This is a genomic window from Streptomyces avidinii (genome assembly GCF_045161815.1).
GTDB classification, from domain to species: domain Bacteria; phylum Actinomycetota; class Actinomycetes; order Streptomycetales; family Streptomycetaceae; genus Streptomyces; species Streptomyces avidinii.
On the sequence record NZ_CP108863.1, the window covers coordinates 704,929 to 730,681 of the forward strand.

General features: G+C 72.4%; 23 protein-coding genes, 1 tRNA gene, 1 pseudogene and 1 riboswitch. Of the genes and pseudogenes, 12 read left to right on the forward strand and 13 right to left on the reverse strand.

The window, feature by feature from the left end:
• Positions 1 to 45 precede the first annotated feature (45 nt).
• Positions 46 to 334 (reverse strand): annotated as a pseudogene (locus tag OG373_RS03295) (hypothetical protein); the annotation flags it as partial.
• A gap of 392 nt (positions 335 to 726) precedes the next feature.
• Positions 727 to 1,182, reverse strand: coding sequence for a hypothetical protein (locus tag OG373_RS03300; RefSeq protein WP_405435699.1), 456 nt, complete (start codon positions 1,180 to 1,182; stop codon positions 727 to 729).
• Between the two features lie 84 nt (positions 1,183 to 1,266).
• Between OG373_RS03300 and OG373_RS03305 the strand changes: the two genes are divergently transcribed.
• Both OG373_RS03305 and OG373_RS03310 read left to right on the forward strand, forming a co-directional pair.
• The gene (locus OG373_RS03305) at positions 1,267 to 2,922 is read left to right on the forward strand and encodes a N,N-dimethylformamidase beta subunit family domain-containing protein (protein ID WP_405435701.1); all 1,656 of its coding nucleotides are present in this window, start codon (positions 1,267 to 1,269) and stop codon (positions 2,920 to 2,922) included.
• Positions 2,923 to 3,122: 200 nt separating this feature from the next.
• Positions 3,123 to 3,521: a VOC family protein gene (locus tag OG373_RS03310; RefSeq protein ID WP_405435703.1), complete on the forward strand. Its 399-nt coding sequence runs from the start codon at positions 3,123 to 3,125 to the stop codon at positions 3,519 to 3,521.
• A 62-nt stretch (positions 3,522 to 3,583) separates the two neighbouring features.
• Here the strand turns inward: OG373_RS03310 and OG373_RS03315 are convergent, their stop codons facing one another.
• From OG373_RS03315 to OG373_RS03330, 4 genes are all read right to left on the reverse strand, one after another.
• The gene (locus tag OG373_RS03315; RefSeq protein WP_405435704.1) at positions 3,584 to 4,405 is read right to left on the reverse strand and encodes an ABC transporter ATP-binding protein; all 822 of its coding nucleotides are present in this window, start codon (positions 4,403 to 4,405) and stop codon (positions 3,584 to 3,586) included.
• Positions 4,402 to 5,430 (reverse strand): FecCD family ABC transporter permease, encoded by a 1,029-nt coding sequence (locus OG373_RS03320; RefSeq protein ID WP_405435706.1) that lies wholly within the window; start codon positions 5,428 to 5,430, stop codon positions 4,402 to 4,404. The genes OG373_RS03315 and OG373_RS03320 overlap by 4 nt, the downstream gene beginning before the upstream one ends.
• Positions 5,427 to 6,425: an ABC transporter substrate-binding protein gene (locus tag OG373_RS03325; RefSeq protein ID WP_405443918.1), complete on the reverse strand. Its 999-nt coding sequence runs from the start codon at positions 6,423 to 6,425 to the stop codon at positions 5,427 to 5,429. The genes OG373_RS03320 and OG373_RS03325 overlap by 4 nt, the downstream gene beginning before the upstream one ends.
• 45 nt (positions 6,426 to 6,470) lie before the next feature.
• Positions 6,471 to 6,610: riboswitch (cobalamin riboswitch) on the reverse strand.
• A gap of 103 nt (positions 6,611 to 6,713) precedes the next feature.
• Positions 6,714 to 6,787 (reverse strand) — tRNA-Trp (locus tag OG373_RS03330).
• 123 nt (positions 6,788 to 6,910) lie between these two features.
• On the opposite strand from OG373_RS03330, the gene OG373_RS03335 reads away from it, so the two are divergent.
• The 4 genes from OG373_RS03335 to OG373_RS03350 all read left to right on the forward strand — a co-directional run bounded on the left by OG373_RS03335 (position 6,911) and on the right by OG373_RS03350 (position 9,936).
• Positions 6,911 to 7,474, forward strand: coding sequence for a YrhB domain-containing protein (locus OG373_RS03335; RefSeq protein ID WP_405435707.1), 564 nt, complete (start codon positions 6,911 to 6,913; stop codon positions 7,472 to 7,474).
• 160 nt (positions 7,475 to 7,634) lie between these two features.
• A complete protein-coding gene (locus tag OG373_RS03340; RefSeq protein ID WP_405435709.1) occupies positions 7,635 to 7,931 on the forward strand; it encodes a DUF5959 family protein in 297 nt (98 codons plus the stop codon).
• Positions 7,932 to 7,998: 67 nt separating this feature from the next.
• Positions 7,999 to 8,499, forward strand: coding sequence for a hypothetical protein (locus tag OG373_RS03345; RefSeq protein ID WP_405435710.1), 501 nt, complete (start codon positions 7,999 to 8,001; stop codon positions 8,497 to 8,499).
• 111 nt (positions 8,500 to 8,610) lie between these two features.
• A complete protein-coding gene (locus OG373_RS03350) occupies positions 8,611 to 9,936 on the forward strand; it encodes a glycoside hydrolase family 18 protein (RefSeq protein ID WP_405435712.1) in 1,326 nt (441 codons plus the stop codon).
• A gap of 72 nt (positions 9,937 to 10,008) precedes the next feature.
• Here the strand turns inward: OG373_RS03350 and OG373_RS03355 are convergent, their stop codons facing one another.
• Both OG373_RS03355 and OG373_RS03360 read right to left on the reverse strand, forming a co-directional pair.
• Positions 10,009 to 11,013 (reverse strand): sugar kinase, encoded by a 1,005-nt coding sequence (locus OG373_RS03355; RefSeq protein WP_405435714.1) that lies wholly within the window; start codon positions 11,011 to 11,013, stop codon positions 10,009 to 10,011.
• 2 nt (positions 11,014 to 11,015) lie between these two features.
• Entirely contained in the window at positions 11,016 to 11,657 is a 642-nt protein-coding gene (locus OG373_RS03360; RefSeq protein ID WP_405435716.1) for a bifunctional 4-hydroxy-2-oxoglutarate aldolase/2-dehydro-3-deoxy-phosphogluconate aldolase, read from the reverse strand.
• Positions 11,658 to 11,751: 94 nt separating this feature from the next.
• On the opposite strand from OG373_RS03360, the gene OG373_RS03365 reads away from it, so the two are divergent.
• The gene (locus OG373_RS03365; protein ID WP_405435718.1) at positions 11,752 to 12,597 is read left to right on the forward strand and encodes an IclR family transcriptional regulator; all 846 of its coding nucleotides are present in this window, start codon (positions 11,752 to 11,754) and stop codon (positions 12,595 to 12,597) included.
• A gap of 126 nt (positions 12,598 to 12,723) precedes the next feature.
• A complete protein-coding gene (locus OG373_RS03370) occupies positions 12,724 to 14,373 on the forward strand; it encodes a sigma-70 family RNA polymerase sigma factor (protein ID WP_405435720.1) in 1,650 nt (549 codons plus the stop codon).
• 45 nt (positions 14,374 to 14,418) lie between these two features.
• Here the strand turns inward: OG373_RS03370 and OG373_RS03375 are convergent, their stop codons facing one another.
• Positions 14,419 to 15,213: a class I SAM-dependent methyltransferase gene (locus tag OG373_RS03375; RefSeq protein WP_405435722.1), complete on the reverse strand. Its 795-nt coding sequence runs from the start codon at positions 15,211 to 15,213 to the stop codon at positions 14,419 to 14,421.
• Positions 15,214 to 15,250: 37 nt separating this feature from the next.
• A complete protein-coding gene (locus tag OG373_RS03380; protein WP_405435723.1) occupies positions 15,251 to 16,642 on the reverse strand; it encodes a glutamate decarboxylase in 1,392 nt (463 codons plus the stop codon).
• 336 nt (positions 16,643 to 16,978) lie between these two features.
• Here OG373_RS03380 and OG373_RS03385 point away from each other — a divergent pair, with 336 nt between their 5' ends.
• Both OG373_RS03385 and OG373_RS03390 read left to right on the forward strand, forming a co-directional pair.
• Positions 16,979 to 17,365, forward strand: coding sequence for an apotyrosinase chaperone MelC1 (locus OG373_RS03385; RefSeq protein WP_397739415.1), 387 nt, complete (start codon positions 16,979 to 16,981; stop codon positions 17,363 to 17,365).
• Complete coding sequence (locus tag OG373_RS03390) at positions 17,362 to 18,207, forward strand: tyrosinase family protein (protein WP_405435724.1); 846 nt, start codon at positions 17,362 to 17,364, stop codon at positions 18,205 to 18,207. The genes OG373_RS03385 and OG373_RS03390 overlap by 4 nt, the downstream gene beginning before the upstream one ends.
• On the opposite strand, the gene OG373_RS03395 is transcribed toward OG373_RS03390, so the two are convergent.
• Positions 18,165 to 18,866: a response regulator gene (locus OG373_RS03395; protein ID WP_405435726.1), complete on the reverse strand. Its 702-nt coding sequence runs from the start codon at positions 18,864 to 18,866 to the stop codon at positions 18,165 to 18,167. The two genes, OG373_RS03390 and OG373_RS03395, sit on opposite strands and share 43 nt — an antisense overlap.
• Complete coding sequence (locus OG373_RS03400; RefSeq protein ID WP_405435728.1) at positions 18,863 to 20,524, reverse strand: ATP-binding protein; 1,662 nt, start codon at positions 20,522 to 20,524, stop codon at positions 18,863 to 18,865. The genes OG373_RS03395 and OG373_RS03400 overlap by 4 nt, the downstream gene beginning before the upstream one ends.
• A 105-nt stretch (positions 20,525 to 20,629) precedes the next feature.
• On the opposite strand from OG373_RS03400, the gene OG373_RS03405 reads away from it, so the two are divergent.
• Both OG373_RS03405 and OG373_RS03410 read left to right on the forward strand, forming a co-directional pair.
• On the forward strand, positions 20,630 to 22,099 hold the full coding sequence (locus OG373_RS03405; protein WP_405435729.1) for a cation:dicarboxylate symporter family transporter: 1,470 nt from the start codon (positions 20,630 to 20,632) through the stop codon (positions 22,097 to 22,099).
• Positions 22,100 to 22,364: 265 nt separating this feature from the next.
• The gene (locus OG373_RS03410) at positions 22,365 to 24,140 is read left to right on the forward strand and encodes a S8 family peptidase (protein ID WP_405435731.1); all 1,776 of its coding nucleotides are present in this window, start codon (positions 22,365 to 22,367) and stop codon (positions 24,138 to 24,140) included.
• 184 nt (positions 24,141 to 24,324) lie between these two features.
• Here OG373_RS03410 and OG373_RS03415 read toward each other — a convergent pair whose 3' ends face one another.
• The gene (locus tag OG373_RS03415) at positions 24,325 to 25,716 is read right to left on the reverse strand and encodes an alpha/beta hydrolase family protein (RefSeq protein ID WP_405435733.1); all 1,392 of its coding nucleotides are present in this window, start codon (positions 25,714 to 25,716) and stop codon (positions 24,325 to 24,327) included.
• Between the last annotated feature and the right edge of the window lie 37 nt (positions 25,717 to 25,753).

Consider the following 25,753-nt stretch of genomic DNA (forward strand, 5'->3'; position numbering starts at 1 on the left):
CGCCGAGGCGGGAACGCGGATCTTCTCCAGCACTGGCACGAACTGCGTGCAGTCCGCCCGTTGTCCTGCGGTGATGACCAGGGACAGCGGGCGGCAGCGGCCGTCGGCACTCAGATGAACCTTGCTGGTGAAGCCGCCCCGCGAGCGGCCCAGGCCCTCGCCTCGCTCACCACCTCCACCAGGCGGCCGAGGAGGCTCTGCCACGGCGGCTCGTCCTGATGTTCTGGCCCCTCGTCCCCCCTTCGACGCGGCAGGTCCCGGCGGCGGGTCGGTCCTGGCGCCGGCCGCGTGCTGGTGCGCGCACGATGGTGGAGTCCACCGCGACGTCCCAGTCCGGTCCGCACCCGGTGCAGAATTCCGTCGATCACCTGCCGGTGAGCGCGCCATCGTCCGTACCGGCCGTTGCCCACCGGCAGGAACGGCTGTAGCCGCTCCCACTCCGCGTCCGACAGATCACCGCGTTCTCCCCGCCCCATATCTGGACAACGAGCAGACCGGGCGACAGCCGCATGATCGGCCGGACAGCTCCTGGGCCGTCTCTTTCGGATCTTGTCGGCCGAGCCCGCGGCGTCCGGTGCCATGGGGTCTCCCCAGGCCCGCAGGGCTGAGGGGAAGGATCGCAAGGCGGAGGGTCGTCCTTGTACCGGACGTACCGGGGCGGGCCCGACAACGCGGCGAGGTGCGGTGCCGGGCGCCGCGGGCCCGGCAAGATCCGAAAGAGACGGCCTAGTCGCGGACGCGGGCGGCGAGCCAGGGCGTGAGCGAAGGGCCGGCGATGTGTTCCTTGTATGTCTCGTCGCCGGGCAGGGGGACGACGAGCGAGTAGCCGGGCGGGAAGAACCGCCCCTTCACGAAGGCCAGTCGGCCGTAGACGGACGTCAGGAACGGCGGGACGGCATCGCGGGGGACGTCGAGGAACTCCACGCCGTCCACGGTGATGTGAGCGTCGCCCTCGGGGAAGAGGTGCACGGTGACCGCCGGGCTGCCGCCCAGTTCGACGAACGCCTCATGAGGCAGCGACCCGTCGGGGTCGGCGACGGCGAAGAGGGCCGCGGACGTCCTGCGCGACGTCTGGTCGGCACCGATGTCGTCGGTGACCGACATGGGCAGCCGGTACTCGGCGGCGATGGCCCGGATCGCGGTGACGGCGGACTCGGTGGTCGGCAGGGGTGGGTGCGTCATGATCCGGATCATGCCGCACCGGGGATCATCGGTGCGAGCAGGCCGATGGAAGCCCGGGCCCAAGCGTCACATAACGTGCCCTCCATGGATCAGAAGTACATGGCCGGGGCTGCCGCGAACGGCGAAGGCGCAGGCGAAGGCGCGGGCAGGCGGCGGTTCCTCGCGATCGCGACGGGGGCGGCCACGGCTGCGGGCCTGGGGGCCGTGAGCGGGTGCGCGAACGGCGGCAACAACGGCGGCAGCGACGGCGGATCCGGGGCGGGTCCCGGGTCGACGTCGGAGTCCGCCGCGCCGGGCGGGAAGCCGCCGGCGGGAGGGGCGCAAGGCTTCGACGTCAAGGCCGAGAACGCCCGCCCGGGCCACGCCGACTGGCCGGTGACCAAGGCCGGCCCGGCGCGGGCGATCGAGGGCTTCGCGGACCGGGTCAGTGTGCTGCCCGGCGAATCCTTCGGGCTGCACGTGTCGACGACCGCGCCCCGGTTCACCGTCTCCGCCTACCGGATGGGCTGGTACGGCGGCGCCCGCGCACGGCTGGTGTGGCGCTCCGAGGCCCTGCCCGGGTCCCGCCAGCCGGAGCACTCGGTGGACGCCGGGACCCGGACGGTCCGCACGCGGTGGACCCGTAGCGCCACGGTCGGGACGAAGGACTGGCCGGAGGGCTGCTACCTGCTGCGGCTGGACGCGCAGGGCGGCGAGGGCCAGCGCTTCGTACCGCTCACGGTCCGCTCGGCGTCGACGGCCGGACGTACCGTCGTGGTCAACGCGGTGGCCACCTGGCAGGCGTACAACCGCTGGGGCGGCTACGGCAGCTACGACGGCCCCAGCGGCGGGTTCGCCTCCCGCTCCCTCGCCGTGAGCTTCGACCGGCCGTACGACTACGACGACGGCGCGGGCCTGTTCCTGGTGTACGAGGCTCCGCTGGTGGCGCTGGCCGAGCGGCTCGGCATACCCCTCGCGTACACGACCACCACCGACGTCGCGCGGGAGAAGCGGCTCCTGGAAGGAGCGACCGCGGTGCTCTCCCTCGGGCACGACGAGTACTGGTCGCCGGAGCAGCGGGAGCGTTTCACGGCCGCGCGCGATGCCGGAACCAATATCGCGATCCTGGGGGCGAACTGCTGCTTCCGCCGGATCCGGCTGGAGCCCTCCGACCTGGGGCCGGACCGCACACTGGTCTGCTACAAGTCCTCCTACGAGCAGGATCCGGGGTTCAAGCGGGGCCACCCGGCGACGGTGGACTTCCGCTCGGCGCCCGGCGCCGACCCGGAGAGCTCACTGCTCGGAGTGATCTACGACGGCTATCCGGTGGACGCCCCGTACGTGGTCACCAATCCGGGGCACTGGCTCTTCGAGGGCACCGGCGCGAAGGCGGGCGACCGCTTCGAGCACTTGGTCGGCGTCGAGTACGACAAGGTCAACACCGGTTTCCCGACGCCCCGGCCGATCGAGATACTGGCCCACTCCCCCGTGGTGTGCGAGGGCCGGCCCAGCCACCAGGACACGGCCTACTACACGGTGCCGAGCGGGGCGGGGGTCTTCGCGACCGGGACGATGCGGTGGGTGGAGGCGCTGGATGCGACGGGTGACGGGCGGAGCGGGCGCAACCACGGTCTGGACGCGCGGTCGGGGGCGCTGACCACGCGGGTGACCGAGAACCTCCTGCGGGTGTTCGCCGCGGGCCCGGCCGGCCGGACACACCCGGCGCAGGACAACGTCGAGGCCGTGTACGGGAGTTCGTGAGGGACGCAGGCTCCGGTGCGGGCCGAGGGGAGCCGATGGCAGCCGGTGGGAGCCGGTGGCTGCTGCCTTCCGGGACGGGCGAAAGGGGGTGGACTGCGCCCGAACGGGGTGTCTAGGATCGTGATCACGGCATCGCGTGTCGGTCACCGACCGGGTGAGGCATGGAGGCGCCGCGACGTGCCTTTCGGAGGCATTCACTCATGTCCGTCCAGCTGAACCACACGATCATCCACTCCCGTGACAACCGGGAATCCGCCACCTTCCTGGCCCACATCCTCGGTCTCGAGGTCGGGACCGAATGGGGCCCCTTCATCCCCGTCGACACCTCGAACGGCGTCACCCTGGACTTCGCGACGATCCCGGTCGAGTCCCTCACCGTGCAGCACTACGCGTTCCTCCTCTCCGAGGAGGAGTTCGACGTGGCGTTCGAGAAGATCCGGTCGGCCGGGGTCCCGTACTTCGCCGACCCGCACGGCAAGCACCCCGGCGAGATCAACCACAACGACGGGGGCCGCGGGGTCTACTTCACGGACCCCAGCGGGCACGGGATGGAGATCATCACCCGTCCGTACGGGTACCAGGACCCCGGCGCCGAGTAGGCCGCCGCAGCCGTGGCTCCGCCTCCCGGCCCCGCTCCCGGCCCCGGCACCGGCCCCGGAGGTCATCCGGCCGTCGTACGCCTGTCCCCGTCCAGGGGCAGGTAGACGATGTTCGGCGCGCCGGTGTCCGGGTGGACCTCGACGCGGGTCCGTACGCCGTACACCTCGGCCAGCAGTTCCTCGGTGAGCACCTCGCGCGGCGGGCCCGAGGCGGCGACCCGGCCTCCCGAAAGGACGTACAGCCGGTCGCAGTAGGCGGCGGCGAGGTTGATGTCGTGCAGGACGAGCAGACCGGTGGCGGGCATGGTGCGGACCAGGGCCAGGATCTCCAGCTGGTAGCGGATGTCGAGGTGGTTGGTCGGCTCGTCGAGGGCCAGCAGGCCCGGGTCCTGGACGAGGGCGCGGGCCACCAGGGCCCGCTGGCGTTCGCCGCCGGAGAGCTCGTCGAAGCGGCGGGCGGCGAAGCGGCCGGCGTCGACGGTCTCCAGGGCCTCGGCGACGCGCCGTGCGTCGCCCGGTCCGTCCTGTTCCCAGAACCGTTTGTGCGGGCTGCGCCCCATGGCGACGACCTCGCGGACGGTCAGCCCGAGGGTGCCGCTCGCGTCCTGCGGTACGACCGCCACGCGCCGGGCCCGGTCCTTGACGGTGAGCCCCTCCGCGTCCGCGCCGTCCAGCAGGACGCGGCCCGCGGTGGGGCGCAGGGCTCCGTAGACGCAGCGCAGCAGGGTGGTCTTGCCGCTGCCGTTGGGGCCGACCACACCCACCGTCTCGCCGGGGCGGGCGGTGAGGTCGATGCCGTGCAGCAGCGTGTGCCCGTCGATCTCGTAACGTACGCCCTCGACGGCGAGTCCCACCGGCGGCGCCGCCTCGCGCTTCCCGGTCATCCGGTGACCCCCTCGGTCCGGGTGGAGCGGCGCAGCATCCACAGGAAGAACGGCCCGCCGACGAGTGCGGTGACCACGCCGACGGGTATCTCGGCGGGCGCGGCCGCGGTACGGGCCACCAGGTCGGCCAGGACCAGGAACACCGCCCCGCCCAGCGCGGCCACCGGCAGCAGCGCCCGGTGCCCGGCGCCGACGACCATGCGGGCGGCGTGCGGAACCATCAGCCCGACGAAGCCGATCGCCCCGCTGTAGGCGACGAGCACGCCGATGACGAGTGAGGTGAGGACGAAGGCGGCGGCGCGGAAGCGCCCGGTGTCCAGGCCGAGGGTACGAGCTCCCTCCTCTCCGGCCAGCAGCAGGTCGAGCGGCCGGGCGAGGGCGAGGAGCAGTCCGGTGCCGAGGAGCAGCGCGAGGGCGGGCAGGGTCAGTTCGTCCCAGCGGGCCCCGCCGAGGCCGCCGAGGGTCCAGAAGAGGACGGAGCGGATCTGGTCGGGGTGCGCGGAGAGCACGAGGACGAGGCTGGTGAGGGCGGACAGGATGTACTGCACGGCGACGCCGGCGAGGGTGAGCCGTCCGGTGGTCATGGTTCCGCCGCGCCGGGCCATCGCGTAGACGGCGACGAGCGCGGCCATGGACCCGGCGAAGGCGGCGAGCGGCAGGCCCATGCCGAACGCGAAGGCCCCCGTACCGAAGACGATCACGAGGACGGCGCCGGCCGAGGCCCCGGAGGACGCGCCGAGCAGGAAGGGGTCGGCGAGCTCGTTGCGTACGAGGGCCTGCAGCACGGTGCCCGCGACCGCGAGCCCGGCGCCGACGACGGCCCCGAGGAGGACGCGCGGCAGCCGGACGTCCCAGATGATGGCGGCGAAGGCGCCGGTGCGCCGCTCCCCCGACAGGCCGCCGAGGACGATGTCGAACACGCGCTCGGGGGCGATCCGGACCGCCCCCAGCGCGAGGCCGGCCACCGCGGAGACGACGAGCGCGGCGGCCAGGACGAGGAGGACTGCGACGGTGCGCAGCCTCACGGGGCGGTGGGGTGGAGCTGCGCGCCGAGGGACTCGACGGCGTCGGCGACGCGCACGCCGAGGACGGCCGAGGAGAGCGGCAGCACCACGAAGCGCCGGTTCTTGACGGCGGGAACCTCGGCGAGGGCCGGGTCGTTCAGCAGTCGCTGCTTCTTGGCCTCGACGGTGGTGCCGCCGTAGTCGTAGATGAGGACGACCTCGGGCCGGCGCTCGATGACCTGCTCCCACGACACGTCGCCGAAGGTGTCCTTGAGGTCGGCGAAGACGTTCGTGCCGCCGGAGAGCGAGACGATCTCGTTGCCGATGCCGTTGCCGCCGGAGGTCGCGGCGGAGGCCTCGCCGGAGTCGTAGACGAAGACGGACGGCCGGGGCCGGTCCTTGACCCGGGCGGTCACGGCGTCGATGCGGCGCTGCTCCTCCTCGACGAGCTTCGCGCCGCGCTCGGGCACCCCGAAGGTGCGGGCCACCTCGGTGATCTCGGTCTTCAGCTGGTCGAGGCCGACTTTGCCCTCGGTGCAGTACTCCACGTTGAGCCGGGAGTTGATGCCGGAGGTGGCGAGTCCCTCGCGGTCGCGGCCCTGTCCCTTGTCGAAGGCGCTGGCGTACCCGCCGTAGACGAAGTCGGGGTCGGCGCCGAGCAGGATCTCCTTGGAGGGGTACTCCTTGGCCAGCACCTTGATCTTGTCGTAGGCGGGCCGGTACACCGGGAGCACCGCGTCGTCGAGGTAGGCGGACCCGGCGATCCGGTCGCCCAGCCCGAGGGCGAGCAGCAGCTCGGTGGCGTGCTGGTTCATGGTGACCGCGCGCTGCGGCGGGGCCTGGTAGGTGCTGCTCACACCGCAGTTGGTGAGGGTGTACGGAAACCCGGGCGCGGCGGCGGGGTTCCCCGCGGCCCTGTCCTCCCCCACCCCGGGGGAACCGGCGCACGCGGCCAGGGGTATCAGGAGTGCGACGGGTATGAGCGCGCGCAGGGCGGCGGCGCGGGAACGCGACAGCATGACGAGGCCTCTCCGGGGGATCCGCGTCCCCTGGTACGTGAAACTGCGAGGGAGGCGGTGCGTCAGTGTCTGACTCCCGGTCTCCCTCGCGGGAAGGACCGGTCACAGTGGCGGGACCGCACCGGAATCGCACCGGTTTCCTGTCCTGCACCGCCTGGGTAACGCGCCCAGTCTGCCAGAAGCCACCAGGCCACCGGGTCCGGGTGGTCCGGTGGTGGACGCAGCGAAGCCCGGACGGGAGAAGTCGCCCGTCCGGGCTTCATGGGTATGGCTGCTGACACGTTGCAGGGGCGGCAGGACTCGAACCTGCGACCATCGGTTTTGGAGACCGGTGCTCTGGCCAACTGAGCTACGCCCCTTCGGTGGATCAACCATGGCACGGCCGGCTCCGGAGCTCCACTGATTAACTGTCACCGCCGGAACCGCGCGGCGAGACGGAAACCTGCTGGTCACCGGTCGAGCCCATCGGGGATGCTGCACGCATGGTGGGACGAGACTCCGCGATCCGGATCGTCGAAGAAGAACTGGACCGCGACTACCGGAGGGAACTGGCGATCGGGCTGGACCCGATACGTACGGCCATCGTGCAGGCACGGCGGCACGAGCTGGTGTGGATCGTCTCCTGGACCTCCGAGGAGTACATCCGCACCCGGAAACCGAGTTCCGCACTGGTCGGAAACGGACCGTACCTGGTTGACCGGGTCGACGGCGGTCTGCACCAGATCAGCGTCGTCTCGGCTCTGACCGGGGTGTGGGAGCGGGACTACCGAGTCCGTATCAGAGGCGAGACCGAACGGACTGCGGTGGACGATCTCCACGACGAGGTCGGGGCGGTGACGTCCGCCGGCGGAAGGCTCTGCGCCTTGCGCATGCTGCGCCGGAAACTACCTGTGCTGACCCCCGCCCAGGCCATCGAGTACGTGACGGCCCTGACGGAGGGCGACGCTCCGGCGCACCTCGTGGAGGTCGCCGTCCGAGAGCTTGTCCCGCCGACCGAACGCTTCGTGCATACGATCCGCGCGCCTGGGAACCAGCGAGCCCACTGAGTCCGGTACAGATCGAGAACGCCCCCTTCCCCGCCGACGAGGCGTGATGCGAGGTGTGAAGGTGGTGATCGTCTCGGGGTTGGGCAGGGGCCAATGGTTGGGGACGTCGAGGTGGATCTGATCCGGCTGGCCGACGGGGCGGGCCCGACAACGCGGCGAGGTGCGGTGCCGGGCACCGCGGGCCCGGCAGGATCCGGAAGAGACGGCCTGGCCGCCGGCCGGGGAGTCCGGTGGCCGCGGTGGCAACGGGATCCGCGTCGAGGTCGACCGCCGGTTCTCCACGCCCGTGCCCGTCGTCACGGTCGCCGACGAGGAGGTGTCCGCCTCATCGGTCCGCCTCTGGCTGGACGTGGGCGACGGCTGGGTCGAGGAGCTGCGCCGGCAGTACCGCCAGGTCCGGGAGGTATGGCCGAACGAGGTCGTGGTGGGGCCGCGTCCCAGGAGCTACTGGCAGTGAAGGGTGGCGGGAGCCCGGGGTGCGGAGGATCGTGGGCAGGGGGACCCGTGGAGCGGGAGGTTCCGTCATGCGCCGAGGTCGACGGCTCCTCGTGGCGCTCGCGCTCCTCGCCCCCGCCCTGCTGGGCTTCGCCCCCGGTGACTCGGGCGAGACGATCTCCCTCGCCGGGAACCTGCCCGGCGAGCGGCTCGATGTCACGTTGACGCAGGTGGTCGACCCCACGGCACCCGCGTCCCCCACGAACCCCGACGACCCCGCCGGCCCCGACCGGCTCGTCGCGACGCGCTTCCGCCTGGAGAACACCGGAACCGCCGTCTACCAGGACTCCCCCTCCCCGGCCACGCATCTCCTGGACGCCGACGGGCAGCGGTTCACCGGGCTCGACCTGCCCACCGCGGCCGGACCGGCCTTCCCCGGCACCGTCACGCTCGACCCCGGCGCCGCGGCGGAGGGCTTCGTCACCTTCCGGCTCCCCGCCGACGCCGAACCCGCCGCGGTCCAGTTCGCCCTCAACGGCGGACTGGCCGACGACGTCGGCCAGTGGAGCCTTCCGCTTCCGCTCCCGTAGCCGGCGGCGAGTTTCGGCCGCCCCCTTGACCACTCTGGTCCAGACCAATAGTTTCCGGCATGCACAGCGCACGCGCACACGCCCCGCTCCCCGCATCCGCAAAGGAAGCCCATGCGCCGCAGCATGCTCGGCAGGCTGGCCGTCGCCGCCTGCTCCCTCTCCCTGCTGACCGCCTTCGCGCCCGCCGCCGCCGCGCAGGCCGACGGCGGCCACGACCGTCCGTACAAGAAGGTCGGCTACTTCACCCAATGGGGCGTCTACGGACGGGACTTCCAGGTCCAGGACCTGGAGGCGAACGGCTCCGCCGGAAAGCTGACCCACATCAACTACGCCTTCGGCAACGTCAGTCCGCAGGGCAAGTGCTTCACCGGGAACGTGCCCGGCGAAGCCGACGCCTGGGCCGACTACGTGCGCCCGCTCGACGCCGCGAACTCCGTCGACGGGGTGGCCGACACCGGCGAGCAGCCGCTCGCCGGGAACTTCAACCAGCTGCGCGAGCTCAAGGCCAAGCACCCCGGGCTCAAGGTGCTGATCTCGCTGGGCGGCTGGAGCTGGTCCACCCACTTCTCGGACGCCGCGCTCACCCCGGCCTCCCGCAAGGCCTTCGTCGAGTCCTGCATCGACCTCTACATCAAGGGCAACCTTCCCCAGGACGGCGCCCGCGGCGGAGCCGGAGCGGCCGCCGGTGTCTTCGACGGGATCGACCTCGACTGGGAGTGGCCCGGTTCCGCGGGTGACACCGACACGAAGTACCGGCCCGAGGACAAGCAGAACTTCACCGCGCTCGTCAAGGAGTTCCGCACGCAGCTCGACGCGTACGCGCGGAGCCAGAAGAAGAAGACCACGTACGAGCTGACCGCGTTCGTCCCGACCGCCCCCGCCAAGATCGACGCCGGCTTCGACGTCCGCCGGATCATGCGCGATCTCGACTTCGTGACCCTCCAGGGCTACGACTTCCACGTCTCCGGCGAACCGAGGACCGCTCAGCAGTCCGCACTCCGCGCCCGGGACGACTTCAGCGTCGACGGCACGGTGGACGCCTGGCTCCGGCGCGGCGCGCCCGCGAGCAAACTGGTGATGGGCATGCCGTTCTACGGTCAGGGCTGGACCGGCGTCAGTGGTGGCGGGGACGGCATGGGCCAGCCGGCCACGGGCCCGGCACCGGCCACCTGGTCCGCCGGGTACGAGGACTACAAGGCGCTGAAGAAGCTCGCCGACTCCGGCACATACACGATCCACCGGGACCGGCGCGGCGGCCACGCCTGGCTCTTCGACGGCACCACCCTGTGGACGTACGACGACCCGCAGGTGCTGCGCACCAAGACCGGGTACATCCGCGAACACGGCCTCGGCGGTGCGATGTTCTGGTCGCTCGACGCGGACACCTCCGACGGCGAGCTGATGACGGCCGTCGACCGGGGCCTGCGCGGCCGCTGACCCGGGCCGCCCGAAACCGGCGCCGCCGGGCCGCGGAACACCATCCGGCCCGGCGGCGCCCCTCCACCTGGGTCACGGGGCCGGAGACCGTGGGCGGGCAGCGCCGGTCGGCCGTTGGGCTGCCGCCAGCGCGGCCGTCTCGCCGAAGGCCGGTACGCGGCCGGTGCCGCCGCGTCCGGACACCGAGAGGGAAGCCGCGGCCATGCCGTACGCCACGGCGTCCGCGAGGGGGTCGCCGAGGGTGAGGCGGGCTGTGGTGGTGCCGGTGAAGCAGTCGCCCGCGCCGGTCGCGTCCACCGGTTCGGGGTTGACGGGCACGGGGAGGTACACGGCCCCCGTGCCGTCGTCCAGCAGCAACCGGTCGGCGCCCGCGGTGACCACGACCGTACGGGCGCCCAGCGCGCGGCAGCGGGTGGCGGCGGCGTGCGGCTCGGCAGTGTCCACGAGGGCCAGCGCGTCGGCCGGGCAGGAGGTCTTGAGGAGTCCGCTCAGCGGCGCGATCCGGGCCAGCAGCTCCCGGGCCTCGGCCCGGCCGGTCAGCCGCTTGCGGAAGTTGGGGTCGTACGTCACGTGCCCGCCCGCCCCGTGGACGAGGTGGGCCGCGGCCAGTACGGCGTCGCGGCTGCTCGGCGACAGGGCGCCGGTGATGCCGCTGGTGATGAGGGCGCGGCAGCCGGTGAGCAGCTCCCGCCAGGATGCGATGTGCCCAGGTCCCAGGGTGGATCCGGCGCTGCGCGTGCGCCAGTAGACGAACTCCCGGTCGCCGTCGGTGTCGGCGGAGAGCAGATAGGCGCCGTTGGGGTGCGGGGCGCGGCGGACGTGGGAGACGTCCACGCCGAGCTCGGCGGCCCGGCGCAGCAGCGGGACGCTGAGCTCGTCGTCGCCGACCACGGCGAGCAGGGCGGTCCGGGCGCCGGCCGCGGCCGCGGCGGCCGCCGCATTGAGGGCGTCCCCGGAGTAGGAGATGCGGGCCGGCGTGCCGTCGGCGGCTTCGCGCAGGGCGGTGCCCGCGTGGATCTCGACCAGTACCTCGCCGAGGACGAGGACGTCGTAGTGCGTGGCGGGTCGTCCGGGCACGGTCAGCGCTCCGTGGCGGTGCCGTGGGGCGCGCCGCCCGTGGCGGCCACCGGGGCGAACACGGCGGCCAGTTCGGCGGGATCGGACGGCAGGCCGCCGCCGATGCCGACGGCCGTGGCACCCGCGGCGAGCCACTCGGGCACCTCGGCGGGCCGGATGCCGCCGGTCGGGATGATCACGGCCTCGGGCAGCACGGCCCTGAGGGAGCGCAGGAAGCCGGGGCCTCCCACGTGGGCCGGGAAGACCTTGGCGGCTCCGGCGGCCCGGGCGGCGGTGGCGATCTCGCCGGGGGTGAACCCGCCCTCGATGAAGACGGCTTCGCGGCGTACGGCGACGGCGCGGACCTCGGGGGCCGGGTACGGGGAGACCAGGAATGCGGCGCCCGCGTCCAGAGCGGTCTCGGCCTGCGCGGTGGTGGTGACCGTGCCGACGCCGATGAGGGCGGGGCGGCCGTGGACGTCGCTCAGCGGGGCGGTGCGGGTGACGGCGGCGGCCCAGCCCGGGGTGGAGGTGGTGAGTTCGACCGCGCGGCAGCCGGCGGCGAGCAGGGCGGTGGTGTGGCGGACGGCCTCGTCGGCGTCGGTGTCGCGCAGCACGGGCAGCACGCGCTGGGCGGCGAGCACCGCGTACAGGTGGTCAGGCATGAACCCTCCCCGATTGTTCCACCTAGTGGAACGGCGTACCGTATGACGGAACCGTGTGGTCTAGACCCTACCCACGTCAGGAGCGCCTGTGTCAATGGATGAAGCGGCAGCGGACGGACGTTCGGCGCGGACCGGCGGGATCGGCAGGACCGCCGGGACCGCCGGGACCGGGCCGGCAGGGCGGACGGGGCGGACCTCCGCAGCCGGTTCCGCCCTGGAGAAGTCCCTGCGCGTCCTGGAAGCGGTGGCCGCGCCCGGCGGGCCGCACCGGCTGGCCGATCTGACGGCGGCAGCGGCAGTGCCCAAGTCGAGCACGTTCCGCATCCTGGCCTCGCTGATCGACCAGGGCTTCGTACGCCAGGAGGCCGACAGCCGGTACGGCGCGGGGCCGCGACTGCGCGGGCTCGCCGCCCTCGTCGGCGCCGGGGAACCGGCGACCATCGGGCGCATCCTCGGCGAACTGCGGCGGGCCACCGGCCAGACGGTCCATCTCGCCCTGCACAGCGGGGAGACCATCACCTACATCCGCAAGCTGGAGGGCGGCGAGGACCAGCCCTTCCGCACGGCGTCCCGGGTGGGCATGCGCATGCCGCTGCACACGACCGCGATCGGCAAGAGCATCCTGGCCCACCTGACCGCCGACGAGGTACGGGAGCTGATCGGCGCCACCGGGCTGCCGCGCCGCACCCCGCAGACGCTCACCACCACGGGAGCCCTGTACGGCCAACTGGCGGCGGTCCGCGCCCGGGGCTTCGCCCTGGACGACGAGGAGAACGAGCCCACCATCCGCTGCATCGGCGCGCCGATCCTCGGGCCGACGGGACGGCCGGTCGGCGGGGTCAGCGTCACCACCGTCACGTTCCTGGTCTCCCGCGAGGAGATCGAGTCCTACGCGCCGGCCCTGTGCGCGGCCGCGGAGGCCCTGGCTCCGCTGCTGTGACCCCCGAATGGAGGTCCGAAAACGGTCTTCGGGAAGATTCTTCGGGATAACTGTTATCGACGCCCCGGTCGCAGGTCTCCCAGGTATCGGGCATCATCGACCGCCGGTACGGACAGGGAACATCACATGACTACTCAGCACACCGCAGCACTCGTGGCAGCGGCCCGCGCGGGTGACCCCCATGCGCAGGACGAGCTCGTCGGCGCCCATCTCCCGCTCGTCTACAACATCGTCGGACGAGCCCTGGGCGGGTCGTGCGACGTGGACGACGTGGTGCAGGACACCATGCTGCGGGCGCTCGACGGGCTGGGCGGCCTGCGGGTGGACGAGAGCTTCCGGTCCTGGCTGGTCGCGATAGCGATGAACCGGGTGCGGGCGCACTGGCAGGCCCGGCAGAGTGGTTTCGGCGAGAGCACGCTGGAGTCGGCGAGCGATATCGCCGACCCGGGTGCCGACTTCGTCGACCTGACCGTCGCCCGCCTCAACCTCGCCGGCCAGCGGCGCGAGACGGCCCGGGCCACCCGCTGGCTGGAGCCCGAGGACCGGGCACTGCTGTCCCTGTGGTGGCTGGAGTGCGCCGGGGAGCTGACCCGGGCGGAGGTGGCCGGCGCGCTGGAACTGTCCCCGCAGCACACGGCGGTCCGGGTGCAGCGGATGAAGGCCCAGCTGGAGTCGGCGCGCGTGGTGGAGCGTGCGCTGGACACCCAGCCGGCGTGCCAGGAGCTGCGGACCGTGATGGCGGGCTGGGACGGGCAGCCCTCGGCGCTGTGGCGCAAGCGAATAGCCCGCCACGCCCGTGAATGCGTACGGTGCTCCGGCCTGTGGAGCGGACTGGTTCCGGCTGAGGGGCTGCTGGCCGGTCTGGCCCTGGTACCCGTCTCGGCGGCCCTGCTGGCAGGGGTCAAGTCGGCGGGGGCGGCCGGCTTCGCCCCCGCGAGCGTTGCCTTCGCCGACGGCTTCGACCCGGGCTTCGCCGACGCGGCGACCCAGCTCACCCCGGTCACCGACGCGGCGACCCAGCTCACCCCGGTCGCAGGCACGGGCGGCGGTGGCCGCGGCGTGCTGCGCAGGCGCCGGCAGAGCCGGCGCCGGGTGGTGGGCGGTGCGGTCCTCGCCGCCTGCGTCGCGGGCGGCGGGCTCGTGTACCTCGGCGGGCTGCCCGGTTCGGGCGACACGAAGGAGGGCGCCGCCGCGCCCGCCACCCCGCTGGCCGCGCTCTCGGCGACGGAATCCGCCGGGCTGCCCTCGGAGTCGGCCTCACCCTCCGTGCCCCCTTCGCCCTCCCCGTCGGCCTCCGCCTCGCCGAGCCCGTCGGCGAGCCCGAGCCCGACCCCGTCCAAGAGCAAGTCCCCGAGCCCGCGGGCCTCGGCGGCCAAGCCGGCACCGGCCCCGCCGTCGGGCGTGGCAGGCCAGGTCGTGGCCCTGGTCAACAGCGAGCGGGCGGCGGCGGGCTGCGGCCCCCTCAAGGAGGACTCGCAGCTGCGCGCGGCCGCGCAGGGGCACTCCGACGACATGGCGGCCCGGGACTTCTTCGCGCACACCAGCCCCGACGGCAAGGACCCGGGCGACCGGACCACCGCGGCCGGGTACCGCTGGTCGACCTACGGGGAGAACATCGCGCGGGGCCAGCAGACGGCTCAGTCCGTCATGGACTCCTGGATGAAGAGCCCGGGCCACCGCGCGAACATCCTCAACTGCTCCTTCAAGGACATCGGCGTCGGTATCCACCAGGGCTCGGGCGGCCCCTGGTGGACGCAGAACTTCGGCGCGCGGTAGGAGGCGCGGGAGGCGCGGTGCGGCCCGGGCCGGTACGCACATGGGTCACGGGCGCCGGCCCCGGACCGCCCAGGCGCGGGCGGAGAGGGTGACCGAGCCGTCCGGGCCGGTGGGGAGGAGCCCCGCGAGCCGCGCGCGCAGCCGGTCCCGGGCGGCCGGGGCGAGGGCGGCGACATAGCCGGGAGCCGGTCCCTGGCCGCAGAGGAAGGGCTCCCAGAGGTCGGCGAAACCGGCGAAGGCGGTGGGCACCTCGATCGGGGTGACCGTCACGTCGACGAGCCCCGCCCCGGCCCAGAGGGCGCGCAGCGGGCCGGGGCGGCACTGCGCGAACCGCCTGCCCTCGTCCAGTGCGCGGGCCGCCGGATCGAGCGCGACCGCGGCGTCCCAGAAGCGGCGCAGGAAGGCCATGCCCTCGGGGTAGTCCCACACGTACGAGGCGACCAGCCCGCCCGGGCGAACCACCCGGACGGCCTCGGCCGTCGCCCGCGCCGGGTCGAGGAAGTTGAGGGCCAGCCCGCTGACGACCGCATCGAACGCCGCGTCGGCGACCGGCAGCACCAGGGCGTCGGCCACGGCGAAGCGGGCCGGCTGTGGGGCGCCGGCCCGGGCCGCGCGCAGGAAGCCGGGGGACCGGTCCAGCCCCAGTACGACGCGGGGCCGGCAGCGGGCGGCCACCACCTCGGTCAGCGCTCCCGTTCCGCAGCCCACGTCCAGCCACCGCAGACCGCTCCTGCCGCCGAGCCGCGCCACGAACACCTCGGCGACCTGACGGCTCCAGCGGCCCATGTAGCGCTCGTATGCGTCCCCTTCCGCCCACACGTCGGACGGGTCCTCCGTCATGCCGCCGCCTCTCCACGGGCCTCCCGGCAGAGACGACCTAGTGATGGAAGCCGGAGCGCGGCTCGGTGGCCGGGACGGGCGGGGGCGTGGCCTCCAGGTGTTCCACGGCCGCGCGCAGGTCGGTGGCGAGCAGGGCCATCTGGTCGCGGGTCACGCCGTGCCGGACGAGGACGCGTTGGATGACCGTGTCGTCGCGGTCGGCGGGCAGCGGGTACGAGGGCACCTGCCATCCGCGCATGCGCAGCCGGTCGGAGAGGTCGTAGAGGCTGAAGCCGGCGGCGTCCGGGTCGGTGAGCTTGTACGAGACGGCGGGCAGGGCGCCCCGGCCGTCGTAGAGGAGGGTGAAGGGGCCCATGTCGGCGATCTGCCGGGCGAGGTACTGGGCGGTGTCGGCGCAGGCTTCCTGGACGCGCCGGTAGCCGGCCCGGCCCAGCCGCAGGAAGAGGTAGTACTGCGCGATGATCTCGCCGCCGGGGCGGGAGAAGTTGAGCGCGAAGGTCGGCATGTCGCCGCCCAGGTAGTCCACGTTGAAGACGAGGTCGGCCGGGAGGAGGTCGGCGGTGCGCCAGACGATCCAGCCGACCCCGAGGGGCGCGAGCCCGTACTTGTGGCCGGAGGTGTTGATGGAGGCGACGCGCGGCAGCCGGAAGTCCCACACCACGTCGGGGTGGAGGAAGGGTGCGACGAAGCCGCCGCTCGCGCCGTCCACGTGGATGGGGATGTCCCAGCCGTGCTCGGCCTGGATCCGGTCGAGCTCGGCGGCGAGTTCGGCGACGGGCTCGTAGTCACAGGTGTAGGTGACGCCGAGGATGGCGACGACGCCGATGGTGTTCTCGTCGACGTACGGGGCGAGCTGGTGGGCCTGCAGGCCGGTGGCGCCGGCCTCCAGGGGGACCTGGCGCAGTTCGACGTCGAAGTAGCGGGCGAACTTCTCCCAGCAGATCTGGACCGGGCCGCACACGAGGTTGGGGCGGTCGGTGGGCAGGCCATCGGCGCGGCGGCGCTCGCGCCACCGCCATTTGAGCGCGAGGCCGCCGAGCATGGCTGCCTCGCTGGAGCCGGTGGTGGAGCAGCCGGCTCCGGTGGCGCCGGCGGGGGCGTTCCACAGGTCGGCCAGGATGTTGACGCAGCGGGACTCGATCTCGGCGGTCTGCGGGTACTCGTCCTTGTCGATCATGTTCTTGTCGAGGCAGACGTTCATCAGACGGTGCACGCCCTCGTCCGACCAGGTGGTGCAGAAGGTGGCCAGGTTCTGGGCCGCGTTGCCGTCCAGGAGCAGCTCGTTGCGGAGCAGCTCGTAGACGACCTCGGTCGGTGAGTGGTCCTCAGGAATTTTGTACTTGGGGAGGATCTGGCCGCTCAGCGTGGACGCGAACACGTCCGTATCGGCGTCCTGAACGCGTACGTCCTTCGTCTCATGAAGAGCCATATCGGGACTATAAGTGACAAACATCCCCGATCAGGGATGAGATCGGGTAGCCGAGCGAGGTGAGGTCGCACCGCCGATGCGGCAGAGCCCGTAACAGGCTGCGAAGGTGCGCTGACGCTCTGCTTCCGGCCGACTCTGTGATGTGACCCTGCCCATACGACCCCCGGACCGCCGAAAGAATTACTGTCCCGTAGACTCAGCGCCGCAGATCTTCCCGTTCGGACCCCCGGAGCCGCTCCGGACGGGAAGATCATCCAACTTGTTCTACCGGCAACTTATCCATCCATGTCCGGATACAGGCCAAGCCTCTCCCCCGCACTGATACCTCTTCATGCCATGAAGAAGATCACTCGCCGTCAGGCCTTGGGGACAACTGCCGGTGCCCTCACCGCCCTTGGTCTGACCGCCGCTGCCGCGGGCGCCACAAGCGCCGCCGCGACTCCCGCCGAGCCCACCACCCCGGGCACGGTCGACGAGGTCTACCAGGGCCGTCGTATCCAGATCACCCCGGGCGGGGGCGGCCACCACGGCGGCCACCACTCCCCGGGCCAGCCCACCGTCCGAATAGACGGCAGGGAACTGCACATCATGCGCAACGCCGATGGCACGTGGATCAGCGTGATCAACCACTACGAGACCTTCGCCGACCCGAAGCTCCTCGCCCGTGCCGCAGTCCGTGATCTCCAGGGCGCCGCCCTCGTTCCCTTCGGAGGTGCGGCATGACCGTACGCAAGAACCAGGCCACGCTGACGCCCGCGGAGAAGCGCGCCTTCACCTCGGCCCTGCAGGAGCTCAAGCGGAACGGCAGCTACGACCGCTTCGTCACCACCCACAACGGCTTCATCATGAGCGACACCGACTCGGGCGACCGGGTCGGCCACCGCTCGCCCTCCTTCCTGCCGTGGCACCGGCGCTTCCTCCTGGAGTTCGAGGAGGCGCTGCAGAAAGTGGACGCGAGCCTCGCGCTGCCCTACTGGGACTGGACGGCGGACCGCACCTCCCGCTCCTCCCTCTGGGCCCCCGACTTCCTCGGCGGCACCGGGCGGGCCCGCGACGGCCAGGTCATGGACGGACCGTTCGCATACGCGACGGGCAAGTGGAACGTAAACGTGCGGGTGGACGGGCGCGCCTACCTGCGCCGCGATCTCGGCACCTCCGTCGCCCAGCTGCCGACCAGGGCCGAGGTGGACGCCGTCCTCGCCATGCCGGTCTACGACATGGCGCCCTGGAACAGCTCCTCCAACGGCTTCCGCAACCACCTGGAGGGCTGGCGCGGCGCCAACCTGCACAACCGGGTGCACGTGTGGGTCGGCGGGCAGATGTCCACCGGGGTCTCCCCCAACGACCCGGTGTTCTGGATGCACCACGCCTTCATCGACAAGCTGTGGGCCGAGTGGCAGGCCAAGCACCCCCAGTCCACGTACCTGCCGGGCGCGGGCACGCAGAACGTCGTCGACCTGAACGACACCATGCGGCCCTGGAACAACGTGACCCCGGCGGACATGCTGGATCACCGGAAGTTCTACACCTTCGACACCGAACCGGTCGCCGCCAGCCAGCGGTAGTGCAGTTCGGGGCGGCCGACCTGGCCGTACCGGGGGGTCCGGTCCGCGCGGCCGGTGTCCACCAGGTGCTCCAGGTACCGGCGCGCGGTGATCCGGGAGATCCCCGCCGCCTCGGCCGCCCCCGCCGACGTCAGTCCCTCGGGCGCCGCCCGCAGCAGGGCGGCGACCCGGTCCAGGGTCGGCGCGCTCAGCCCCTTGGGGAGCTCGGCCGGGCGGGGTGCGCGCAGGGCGGCCATCGCCCGGTCCACGTCGTCCTGCCCGGCCGCCTCTCCCGCCGTCTGGCGGAACTCGGCGTAGCGCAGGAGCCGTTCGCGCAGGGTGGGGAAGGCGAACGGCTTCAGCACGTACTGGACCACGCCGAGCGAGACGCTCTCGCGGACCACGGCCAGATCCCGCGCGGAGGTCACCACGATCACGTCGACAGGATGACCCGCGGCACGCAGCCCGCGCGCGAAGCGCAGGCCGTGCCCGTCGGGCAGACCGAGGTCGAGCAGGAGCAGGTCGACGCGGGTCCGTTCCAGGAAGCGGGTGGCCCCGGCGAGCGAGTGGACGGTGCCGACGGCCGTGAAGCCGGGCACCCGGCCGACGTACAGCGCGTGCGCGTCGGCCGCCACCGGGTCGTCCTCGACGACCAGCACGCGCACCTCGCCCCCGCTCACCGCGAGCCCGCCGCGTCCGCCGGATCGGCCAGGTCCGCCGGGGCGGGCACGTCGGCCGGGTCCGCCCCGGGTGCGGCTGCGATCGGCAGGCGGACCGTGAACTCCGCTCCACCGCCCGGGCCCTGCCCGGCAACCACGGTGCCTCCGCAGCGCTCGGCCACCTGCCGGACCAGTGCGAGGCCGAGGCCGCGGCCCTCCCCCTTGCCGGACCAGCCCCGGCGGAAGACGTCCACTCCCTCGGGCAGCCCGGGTCCGTTGTCCGCGACCCGCAGCAGCAGCTCCTCCGGCTCCGGCCGCAGCGTCACCGCGATCCGCGCACCCGGAACGGCGGTGAGCGCGTCGACCGCGTTGTCGATGAGGTTGCCCAGCACGGTGACCAGGTCCCGGGCCGGGGGCAGCCCGCCCCCCTCGGCGAGGCTGCGGCTGTCGGCGGTGACCACCAGCTCGACGCCCCGCTCGTGCGCCTGGGCGGCCTTGCCCAGCAGCAGCGCCACCAGCACCGGCTCGCCCACCGCCGTGACCACCTCGTCGGTGAGTGCCTGGGCGAGTTCCAGCTCGGCGGTGGCGAAGTCGACCGCCTCGTCCGCACGGCCGAGTTCGATGAGCGAGACCACGGTGTGCAGCCGGTTCGCGGCCTCGTGGGCCTGGGAGCGCAGCGCCTGGGTGAACCCCCGCTCGTGGTCCAGCTCGCCGGTCAGTGCCTGGAGTTCCGTGTGGTCGCGCAGGGTGACGACGGTGCCCCGGCGGCCGCCGCCCGCGACCGGCGAGCTGTTGACCACCAGCACCCGGTCCTCGGTCAGGTGCACCTCGTCCACGCGGGGCCGGTCGGCGAGCAGGGCCCCGGTGAGCGGGGCCGGCAGACCGAGGTCCGCGACCCCGCTACCGGTGACATCGCCCGGCAGGGCCAGCAGTTCGCGCCCGGCGTCGTTGATCAGGGTGATCCGGCGCTGCCCGTCGAGCATGAGCAGCCCCTCGCGCACTCCGTGCAGGGCCGCCTGGTGGTAGTCGTACATCCGGCTGAGCTCGGCCGCGTTCATGCCGTGAGTGTGGCGGCGCAGCCTCGCGTTGACCACGTATGTGCCCACCCCGCCGAGGGCGAGGGCGCCGCCCGCGACCCAGGCGAGGGCGGAGAGCTGGGTGGCGAGCCGGTCGCTGATGGCGCGGACGGTGATCCCCGCGCTGACCAGGCCGACGATCCGGCCGTCGTCCCGGAGCGGGGTGACCACGCGGATGGAGGGGCCGAGGGTGCCGGTGTACGTCTCGCTGAAGGTCTCGCCGCGCAGCGCCGGTGCGGTGTTGCCCATGAAGGGCTCGCCGATCCGGCGCGGGTCGGGGTGGGTCCAGCGCCGCCCGTCGGGGGACATGATCGTCACGAAGTTCACCCCGGAGTCCACGCGGACCCGCTCCGCGTAGGGCTGGAGCTCGACGGACGGGTCGCTCCCGCGCGCAGCCGCGCGGACGGCCTCGCGGACGGACGGGGAGTCGGCGACCGCGAGGGCCACGGCCCCGGCCTGGCGGCGGGCGGCCTCCTCGGCCTGGCTCCGGGCGGTCGCGTACGCGAAGACGGCGCAGCCCGCGACGACCACGGCGACCAGCAGCACCTGCATGGCGAAGAGCTGGCCGGCGAGGCTGCGCGGGGGTCGAGGGAAGCGGAACATGGCGCTCAGTGTGCACCGGGTCGTGAACTCAATGAACGCAAGGGTGACCGGGGTCACAGCCCTGGGCGATGGTCTCCCCGAACGTAATCACCACCAGGAGGCATCGTGGCCGCCAGACGCGACAGAACGCACTATCTCTACATCGCGGTGATCGGCGCGGTGCTGCTCGGCATCGCCGTCGGCTTCGCCGCCCCCGGCGTGGCCGTGGAGCTCAAACCGCTGGGCACCGGATTCGTCAGCCTCATCAAGATGATGATCTCGCCCGTGATCTTCTGCACGATCGTGCTGGGCATCGGTTCCGTGCGCAAGGCCGCCAAGGTGGGCGCCGTGGGCGGGCTCGCTCTCGGCTACTTCATGGTCATGTCCACGGTGGCCCTGGCCATCGGCCTGCTGGTCGGCAACCTGCTGGATCCGGGCAGCGGGCTGCACCTGACCGAGGCGGCGCGCAGTGCGGGCGAGGCGCAGGCCAAGGCGGGCGGGGCGGAGAGCACGCCGGAGTTCCTGCTCGGGATCATCCCGACCACGATGGTGTCGGCCTTCACCGGGGGCGAGGTGCTGCAGACGCTGCTGGTGGCGCTGCTCTGCGGGTTCGCGCTCCAGGCCATGGGTGCGGCGGGCGAGCCGGTGCTGCGGGGCATCGGACACATCCAGAAGCTGGTGTTCCGGGTACTCGCGATGATCATGTGGGCGGCGCCGGTGGGCGCCTTCGGGGCGATCGCGGCGGTGGTCGGGGCCACCGGCATCGACGCGCTGAAGTCCCTCGCCGTCATCATGATCGGCTTCTACACGACCTGTCTGCTGTTCGTGTTCGTGGTCCTTGGCACGCTGCTGAGGGTGTGCACCGGGGTCAGCGTCTTCGCCCTGCTGCGCTATCTGGGCCGGGAGTTCCTGCTGATCCTGTCGACTTCCTCGTCGGAGTCGGCGCTGCCGCGGCTGATCGCGAAGATGGAGCACCTGGGGGTGTCGCGGCCGGTCACCGGGATCACGGTTCCGACGGGCTACTCCTTCAACCTGGACGGGACCGCGATCTACCTGACGATGTCCTCGCTGTTCGTCGCCGAGGCGATGGGCAAGCCGCTCGCGCTGGGCGAGCAGATCTCGCTCCTGCTGTTCATGATCATCGCTTCCAAGGGTGCGGCCGGGGTGACCGGCGCGGGCCTGGCCACCCTGGCCGGCGGACTGCAGTCGCACCGGCCGGAACTGGTGGACGGCGTCGGCCTGATCGTGGGCATCGACCGGTTCATGAGCGAGGCCCGGGCCCTGACGAACTTCGCGGGCAACGCGGTCGCGACGGTGCTGATCGGGACCTGGACGAAGGAGTTCGACCACGCACGGGCCTCCGAAGTCCTCGCGGGACGGCTGCCGTTCGACGAGAGCACGCTCGTCGACGACGGACACGGGGCCCAGGAGCAGGGCGAACCCGCACGGTCCACCGGGGCGGCCGGGGCGGCCGGAGCCCCCGGAGCCGACGGGTCCGACGGGTCCGACGGGTCCGACGGAGCCGCCGCGTCCGACGGAACCCCGAGTTCCGTGCCGCAGCCCTCGATCAACCCCAAGGACGGGGTACCGGTCTAGCCGGTACGCCCTCGCGGGCCGACCGGGCAGGGCTCGCCCCCACGGTGCCCAGCCCGGTCGGCCCGCCGCATTCTCCGCACTTGCACCCATAGTCGGTATTCGGCCACCGATATCCGAACCCCCAGGCTGTAAAAGGTACTTCCGTAACAGGCTGTGTGCATGACATCTTGCGTCCACCACTTGTTTCGTTCGACCCGGCCTGACCACCGGGTCTTCGGAGGACGCATTGATACCCCACATATCCAGCCGACCTCGACGTACCCTCGTGCTGGCCGCCACGCTCGGCGCAGCACTCGTCCTCGGGGCTCCCGCCGCACTCGCCGGCACCGCCCCGGTCTCGCCCAACGGCTCCTCGGCCCCCGCCCCCGCGGCGGCGGCCCCCAAGGCTGCGGCCCCGACTTCCCAGAGTGCGACCTGGGTTGCCGGTACCCGTGCCTACCTCGTCATCACCGCTCCCGGTGACACCACGGCGGTACGCAACGCCGTCACCGCCAACGGCGGCACGGTGTTCAACCACTACGACGCGATCGGTGTGGTCATCGCCCACTCCGCGTCCGGCACCTTCGCCACCACCATGCGCGGTGTGAGCGGGGTCCAGCAGGTCGGCGCGACCCGTACCTCGGACGTACCGGCGGACGCCTACAACCCGGCGCTGCCCGCCAACCCGGCGCAGTCCACGACGCCTTCGGGCGAGCCGGTCCGCGCCGACATGACCCAGATCAAGGCCGACCAGGCCTGGGCCGTGACCACCGGTTCCGCCTCCGTCAAGGTCGGCATCCTGGACACCGGTGTGGACGACCAGCACCAGGACCTGGCCCCGAACTTCAACGCGGCGGACTCCGCGTCCTGCGCCTACGGCAAGCCGGACACCCGTACCGGCGCCTGGCGGGACGTCGGCACCCACGGCACGCACGTGGCCGGTACGGTCGCCGCCGCCAAGAACGGCAAGGGCGTCATCGGCGTCGCGCCGGGCGTGAAGATCTCCTCGGTGCGCATCGCCGAGCCGACCTCCTCGCTCTTCTTCGCCGAAAACACCGTCTGCGGGTTCATGTGGGCCGGTGACCACGGCTTCAAGGTCACCAACAACAGCTACTACACGGACCCGTGGCAGTTCAACTGCCCGGACAACGCCGACCAGGCCGCGATCATCGAGGGCGTCAAGCGCGCCCAGGAGTACGCGGAGGGCAAGGGCTCGCTGCAGGTCGCGGCGGCCGGCAACTCCAACATCGACCTGGCCAACAAGACGACCGACACCGAGAGCCCGAACGACTCGACGCCGGTCACCCGCACCATCACCAACGCCTGCCTGGACATCCCGACCGAGCTCCCGGGCGTGGTCACGGTCTCGGCGATGGGCACCACCGCGAAGGCCTCGTACTCCAACTACGGCCTGAACGTCGTCGACGTGACGGCGCCCGGCGGCGACACCACCGGCATCTACAGCACCCTGCCGGGCGGCAAGTACGGCAGCATGAGCGGTACGTCGATGGCGTCCCCGCACGTCGCCGGTGTGGCGGCCCTGCTGGCCAGCACCAACCCGGGCATCACCCCGTCGCAGCTGCGCGACAAGCTGGCCACCCAGGCCAATGACGTCGCCTGCCCGTCGGACAGCCGTTGCAAGGGCACCACGGCGAAGAACGGCTTCTTCGGCGAGGGGCAGGTCGACGCGCTGAAGGCGGTCGGCAGCACCCCGCCGCCCGGCAAGTACTTCGAGAACGCCGGCGACTTCGCCATCGGCGACAACTCCACCGTGGAGAGCCCGATCACCGTCAGCGGTGTCACCGGCAACGCCCCGGCCACCCTCAAGGTGGGCGTGAACATCGTTCACACCTACATCGGTGACCTCAAAGTCGACCTGATCGCCCCGGACGGCACTGTCTACACCGTGCACAACCGTGCCGGCGGCAGCGCCGACAACATCAACCAGGTCTACACCGTGAACGCCTCCTCCGAGGTCGCGAACGGCACCTGGAAGCTGCGGGTCAACGACAACGCCGGTGGCGACACCGGCAAGATCGACTCCTGGAACCTGACCTTCTAGAGGTCCCTCCGGGCGTACGCCCAGGCCGTCTCTTTCGGATCTTTTCGGCCGAGTCCGCGGCGTCCGGTGCCGTGCCCGGCAAGGCGGAGGGGCGCCCGTGTACTGGACGTACTCGGGCGCCCCGACAACACGGCCGGGTGCGGTGCCGGGCGTCGCGGGCCCGGCAAGATCCGGAAGAGACGGCCTAGCGCTGGAGGACGTCGGCGAGCCAGTCGAAGACGACGTCGCAGTGCTGCTGCGGGGCCATCGGGGAGCAGTGCAACTGCGCCCCGGTGGCCTCCGTCATTTTCACGTACTCGCGCCGCGTGCGCAGCAGGTCGTACATCTGCTGCGGCTGGCCCGGGTAGAACAGCTCGAAGTCGTAGTCCAGGACGAGGGTCGGAGCCTTGATCCTGCCCACCACCTTGGTGATGTCGAGCCCCATGGCCACCTGCGCCGGGGTCCAGATGTCCGTGAGTACGACGCCCTCACGGGCCTGGCGCAGTGCCTGCCTGTCGAAGACCTCGAAGCGCTTCTTGACCGTGAAGGCGAGCTGCGGGGTCAGCTGCGGGACGACCTCCTCGTTCCAGACCCGGTTGGTCTCCTCCTTGTCGGGGGTGATGATCGCGCGCAGCTCCGCGTCGAAGCCCAGCCAGGGGCTGACGCATCCCGGCTGGCAGGCGACGGCGGCGAGCCGGTGCTCGAAAGCGGCGGCGCGGGCCACGAGGTTGCCGCCCATGCTCAGGCCCGTGATCGCGATCCTCCCGCTGTCCACGTCCTTGCGGTCGTCCAGCCAGTCGACGATCGGGCCGACCACCTTCTCCCAGCGGGTGGTGAAGGGGATCTCCTCCACGAACAGCAGCTGCCCCTGGCCCGGTCCGTCGTACACGAGGGCGTTCCAGCCCCGGTCGAGGGCGGCGGACACCCCGTAGGTCCACATGTCCAGGTTCTGGCCGTCGCTGCCGTTGGTGAGGATCACGGTGGGGCGCGGCTCGGCCGGACCGTCCGGGCGGAAGAACCACACCGGCAGATGCGTCCCGCCGTACGGGACCTTCGCGCGGACGGCGGCCGGTGAGCACAGCCGGGTGAAGGTGTCCCAGGCCTTGCGCCCGGCCAGGTAGACCGCCTCCTCGTCACCGGGGTGGTCGGTGCCGAGCACGTAGAACAGCGCCTGCGCGTAGTACTGGGAGGCCCGCAGGGAGCGGAAGCGGCGGGTCTGCGAGGGAGCCTCGTGACCGTGGCGGCCGGCGGCCGGGGGCGCCGCGAGCCGGTCCCCCCAGGCACGGAAGGTGTCGCTGAACGTCTGCTCGGACGGACCGGCCGCGTTGATGGCGTTGACCGCGGTCAGTACCTCGCCCACCTCGGAGGCGCGCATCCCGGCGGCGCCGAGTGCGAGCAGGCCCGCGAAGTTGAAGCCGGGATCGTCGAAGAGTTCCATCGCTCCGGGTGTGGGGTCGACGGCCTTCGTGGACGGCTCGGGCGCGGCGGCCGCGGTGCGGGCCGCGCCGCCGACGGCGAGGGCCCCGGCGCCCGCGGCGAGCCCGGTGAGGGCCGCGCGGCGGGTGACTGCGCACGGCTGCGGTGTACGAGCGGTCATGCAGCGGACCGTACGCCGGGCCCGTGGCGGGTCGCGG

Coding starts and splice junctions, on each gene's coding strand:
- OG373_RS03400 (WP_405435728.1), bottom strand. CDS start 20,524: ATGTTCCGCTTCCCTCGACCCCCGCGCAGCCTCGCCGGCCAGCTCTTC.
- OG373_RS03310 (WP_405435703.1), top strand. CDS start 3,123: ATGTCCGTCCAGCTGAACCACACGATCATCCACTCCCGTGACAACCGG.
- OG373_RS03380 (WP_405435723.1), bottom strand. CDS start 16,642: ATGGCTCTTCATGAGACGAAGGACGTACGCGTTCAGGACGCCGATACG.
- OG373_RS03335 (WP_405435707.1), top strand. CDS start 6,911: ATGGTGGGACGAGACTCCGCGATCCGGATCGTCGAAGAAGAACTGGAC.
- OG373_RS03390 (WP_405435724.1), top strand. CDS start 17,362: ATGACCGTACGCAAGAACCAGGCCACGCTGACGCCCGCGGAGAAGCGC.
- OG373_RS03350 (WP_405435712.1), top strand. CDS start 8,611: ATGCGCCGCAGCATGCTCGGCAGGCTGGCCGTCGCCGCCTGCTCCCTC.
- OG373_RS03360 (WP_405435716.1), bottom strand. CDS start 11,657: ATGCCTGACCACCTGTACGCGGTGCTCGCCGCCCAGCGCGTGCTGCCC.
- OG373_RS03415 (WP_405435733.1), bottom strand. CDS start 25,716: ATGACCGCTCGTACACCGCAGCCGTGCGCAGTCACCCGCCGCGCGGCC.
- OG373_RS03370 (WP_405435720.1), top strand. CDS start 12,724: ATGACTACTCAGCACACCGCAGCACTCGTGGCAGCGGCCCGCGCGGGT.
- OG373_RS03300 (WP_405435699.1), bottom strand. CDS start 1,182: ATGACGCACCCACCCCTGCCGACCACCGAGTCCGCCGTCACCGCGATC.
- OG373_RS03375 (WP_405435722.1), bottom strand. CDS start 15,213: ATGACGGAGGACCCGTCCGACGTGTGGGCGGAAGGGGACGCATACGAG.
- OG373_RS03385 (WP_397739415.1), top strand. CDS start 16,979: ATGAAGAAGATCACTCGCCGTCAGGCCTTGGGGACAACTGCCGGTGCC.
- OG373_RS03305 (WP_405435701.1), top strand. CDS start 1,267: ATGGATCAGAAGTACATGGCCGGGGCTGCCGCGAACGGCGAAGGCGCA.
- OG373_RS03365 (WP_405435718.1), top strand. CDS start 11,752: ATGGATGAAGCGGCAGCGGACGGACGTTCGGCGCGGACCGGCGGGATC.
- OG373_RS03345 (WP_405435710.1), top strand. CDS start 7,999: ATGCGCCGAGGTCGACGGCTCCTCGTGGCGCTCGCGCTCCTCGCCCCC.
- OG373_RS03315 (WP_405435704.1), bottom strand. CDS start 4,405: ATGACCGGGAAGCGCGAGGCGGCGCCGCCGGTGGGACTCGCCGTCGAG.